Here is a 4,009-nt window from a genome sequence, read left to right on the forward strand (position 1 = left end):
TATCCACTTATAACTTTCTTTTTCTTCTATGGAGGTACGGTATTTCCTGTTTGCTTTTTCTTGTGCCGTTTCTTTTTCCCTAATAGAACGTGCCCAACATTGTTGAGAGATAGACCTAAAGGTAATCCGTCTTTGCTGACTATTAAGACACTGTGCAACAGTAAACCCATTTTATGCTTCGTATAAGCTTTAGAAATACTACCTAGCCTCTTGGTTTTTATATGAGAGTCAAAATCCAAATAACTTGTATCTTGAACTGACAAAACAAACTGATTTCCTTTCATTCTCTCCATAGTTTCTTTGTAATGGGAAGAATAAATTTCCTTATCCTTAAGCTTTTCATTGCTAAATAATCTGTATGCACCCTTAGCTTCTTTCCATCCACTACAGCTTTGATTAATTGATCCAGACACCTTACCCTCTATACAATAGCCTGTTTTAATAAGTCTCTTATGAAGTCTTGTATCTCCTAAATTAACGTGTTTTAACTCTCTTTCCAGCCATTTATCCCCTAAGCCATCAGTATATTGCACATTTGTACTTACTTCACTCATTTTAATCCCAAATTTATTTGGTATCCATTTTACTCACTTTTTTATTTGTGGGTAAAAGTGAGATTTGAATCCGATTGAGAAGTTCTGATCAAGCACGCCATAAGAAAGTCTCTACAAACCTTTTGGCCCAATATTAATTCGGCTATTGATTTTGTCTTTCAGAGTGCTCGAGCAGATCTGACTTCGGTTAGCTATAGCAGCTATAATGTGCTTGCAACAACTAATTCACTACGGCAACTGCACCGTGACAGTGTTTGTATTTTTTTCCAGAGTTACAAGGGCACTTGTCATTTCTTGAAACTTTTGGAAGTCTGCTATTTTTAGTAGAGCGTGACCTATTGCCTATTTCTTGATTGTCTAGCAACTTAAAGTGCGCTAGGCGGTGAATGGTAAGCTCCCTCCACTTTTCAAGCATCGACTCAAACATTAAGAAAGCTTCGCGTTTAAATTCATTCAGTGGGTCTTTTTGCCCCATGGCACGCAAATTTATGCTTTGTCTTAGGCTCTCTAAGACCGAAAGGTGCTCCCTCCATAAATGATCAAGTGTCATGATCATCACTTGTTTCACTATCGTATTCCACAAATCTGTAGTTTGTTGACTATTGAAATATTTTTCTTTCTCAGTAAAAAATTCTTGTATTTTGTCATTTATATAATCCAAGGCTTCTTGTTTATTCAAAAACTCTGCTAGATTAAGCGTTATCCCGTATCTTATGTGGAATTCTTTTGCAATATCTTCAACATAATCTTCGTAATAACCACTTTGTACTATACCTTCTATTATATCCTCATTTACTTCACTATATACTTCAACTAAATCATTGATTTCATTGTTTAAAATATGATTTCTCTGCTTAAAAATAACCTTACGTTGATTGTTAATTACATCATCAAACTTTAGCAAAGACTTCCGCACATCATAATTTCTAACTTCAACTTTCTTCTGTGCTTTCTCAAGTGCTTTATTAATCCATGGGTGATGAATAGCTTCATTGTTCTTTAGTCCCACTTTTTGTAAAAAATTCCTCATTCTATCAGAGCCAAATATTCTCATTAAATCATCTTCAAGTGATAGAAAGAACTTAGAAAGTCCAGGGTCACCCTGACGACCAGAACGGCCACGCAGTTGATCATCTATTCTCCTGCTTTCATGCCTTTCGGTTCCGATAACACATAAGCCACCAGCTTTTATAGCAATTTCCTTATCTTTTTTTACTCTTTCGACTATTTCTTGATATTTTTTTTCTCTTTCATCAGCATTTTTTATTTTCTCGAGCTCTATTTTTGCAATCATTTCAACATTTCCACCAAGCTGAATATCAGTTCCACGTCCTGCCATGTTTGTTGCTATAGTAATGCTGCCTGGTATTCCAGCTTGCGCTATTATGTACGCTTCTTGTTCATGATAACGAGCATTTAGTACTGAATGCTTAAGAGAATAGCTTTGCAAAAGCGCAGAAAGTTTTTCAGAGTTTTCAATACTTACCGTACCAACAAGGATTGGTTGTAGGCGTTTGTGGCATTCTTCTATGAACTTCAATACAGCACTAAATTTTTCTTTTTCTGTGCCATAAATTTCATCGTCAACATCTATTCTTTTAACAGACACATTAGTTGGAATTTTTACTACATTTAATCTATATATATCATGAAACTCCTCTGCCTCTGTTACTGCTGTTCCTGTCATACCAGAAAGTTTGTTGTACATACGAAAGTAGTTCTGAAATGTGACTGATGCTAAAGTTTGACTTTCATGCTGAATTTCAAGATTCTCCTTTGCCTCCAATGCCTGGTGAAGACCATCAGAATATCTCCTACCTTCCATCATGCGCCCAGTAAACTCATCAATAATTACCACCTTACCGTTTTTCACTATATAATCTTTATCAGCAGTAAACAGCTTATGTGCACGAAGTGCTTGATCTATATAATGAGTCAGTATAATATTGCTAGTATCATAGAGCGAGGAATTTTCAGGAATGATGTTATACGATTTTAGTAATTCCTCCACTCGTGAAATGCCATTTTCAGTGAGGAACACTGCTCTACTCTTTTCATCGACTTCATAGTCAGAATCAACTAATTTGATTACTATTTTATTGATATGCTTATATATCTGATTATTTTCCTCAAGTGGGCCAGAAATAATGAGCGGAGTACGCGCTTCATCAATCAGTATAGAGTCTACTTCGTCTACTATCGCGTAATTGAAGCCTCTCTGAACCATATCTTCTTGAGAAAATTTCATATTATCTCGTAGATAATCAAAGGCAAGTTCATTATTTGTTGAGTATACGATATCTGCGCTATAAGCCTTTTTTCTCTCGTCGTCTGTCAAATTATTTGTAATAAATGCAACAGAAACTCCAAGAGAATTATATAATTTACTCATCCACTCTGTATCTCGTTTTGCAAGATAGTCGTTAACAGTTACGATGTGCACACCTTTTCCTTCTAAAGAATTTAGATATGCAGCTAAAGTTGCGACGAGTGTCTTTCCTTCTCCTGTTTTCATTTCTGATATCATGCCATTATGGAGAACCATGCCACCAATTAGCTGAACGTCGAAATGCCTCATGTTAAGGAATCTTCGTGATGCTTCTCGTACAACCGCAAATGCAGGTACGAGAAGGTCATTTAGTGTTTTTCCATTTTTCAGTTCTTGTTTTAATTCCGCAGTTTTACTAGCAAGATCCTCATCAGATAAGCTCTGCATTTCTTGCTCTAGCGCATTAATCTGCTGAGCAATTTTTCTGAAGGATTTTATTATCTTCTTGTTCGTTGATCCAAATATCCTTTTTATAAAAAAAAGTGACAACGTAAAGATGAAGAATATAAGAATAGTTGTTAAAACTAACGTAGAGTCTGGCATAAACTTAGGTAAAGTTTTATTTAATATGAGATTATATTACTAAACGTAACCTGCGGCAATTAGATTCAGAAAATCTTTATTTACAAACTAAGGAAAAGATTCTTGCAGATGAAATGTAAAAGAGTCTATTTATTTTATTAAATATTATAATTAATAATTAAACTTTCTTGATAAATTATTAAAATAGTCTTAAGCTACATGTATAAAACGGTTAGTGGAGTTACAATGTTAAGCAATATTATAAAAGTAAAATTAGAGAAAAATAGTTGTCCTTTTGAAGAATTAGAAGAATTTTTTGCTTCATTAAAATTTGGTACAAAAGGGTTTAAAGATTCTTCATTCAACCACTATGGATTAAAATCCAAAGATTGAGAGAGAGCATAGAATGCTAACTTTCGACTTGAAAGTCACCAAATTTATCTTCTTTTTTAGAGTGATTTTCAATATAATTTTTTATCATTTCGTCAGTTACATTTCCGCTAGTCCTGACAAACTAGCCTACTGCCCACAACCCAGTATCTCTTTTTTAGCTCTGGAAAGTTTTGCTGGATTTTTCTGGAACTTTTTCCTTTTATTAACTGCA

The 4,009-nt window shown here is 34.4% G+C and carries 3 protein-coding genes and 1 pseudogene; 1 reads left to right on the plus strand and 3 read right to left on the minus strand.

Annotation, left to right across the window (positions count from 1 at the left end):
- Positions 1–26 precede the first annotated feature (26 nt).
- Together ACJ5GX_RS02895 and secA are read right to left on the minus strand one after the other, a co-directional pair.
- Positions 27–554, minus strand: a complete 528-nt coding sequence (locus ACJ5GX_RS02895; protein ID WP_052264825.1) for an IS4/Tn5 family transposase DNA-binding protein — start codon at positions 552–554, stop codon at positions 27–29.
- Between the two features lie 220 nt (positions 555–774).
- On the minus strand, positions 775–3,426 hold the full coding sequence (gene secA, locus ACJ5GX_RS02900; protein WP_012481813.1) for a preprotein translocase subunit SecA: 2,652 nt from the start codon (positions 3,424–3,426) through the stop codon (positions 775–777).
- A gap of 225 nt (positions 3,427–3,651) precedes the next feature.
- On the opposite strand from secA, the gene ACJ5GX_RS02905 reads away from it, so the two are divergent.
- On the plus strand, positions 3,652–3,798 hold the full coding sequence (locus ACJ5GX_RS02905) for a hypothetical protein (protein WP_007302910.1): 147 nt from the start codon (positions 3,652–3,654) through the stop codon (positions 3,796–3,798).
- Positions 3,799–3,814: 16 nt separating this feature from the next.
- On the opposite strand, the pseudogene ACJ5GX_RS02910 reads toward ACJ5GX_RS02905, so the two are convergent.
- Positions 3,815–4,009, minus strand: a pseudogene (locus tag ACJ5GX_RS02910) (transposase); the annotation flags it as partial.

The sequence above is a fragment of the Wolbachia endosymbiont of Tuta absoluta genome, assembly GCF_059414725.1.

What these genes read in the sequence shown, in the direction of transcription:
- ACJ5GX_RS02895 (WP_052264825.1), bottom strand. Translation starts at nt 554, where the DNA reads ATGAGTGAAGTAAGTACAAATGTGCAATATACTGATGGCTTAGGGGAT.
- secA (WP_012481813.1), bottom strand. Translation starts at nt 3,426, where the DNA reads ATGCCAGACTCTACGTTAGTTTTAACAACTATTCTTATATTCTTCATC.
- ACJ5GX_RS02905 (WP_007302910.1), top strand. Translation starts at nt 3,652, where the DNA reads ATGTTAAGCAATATTATAAAAGTAAAATTAGAGAAAAATAGTTGTCCT.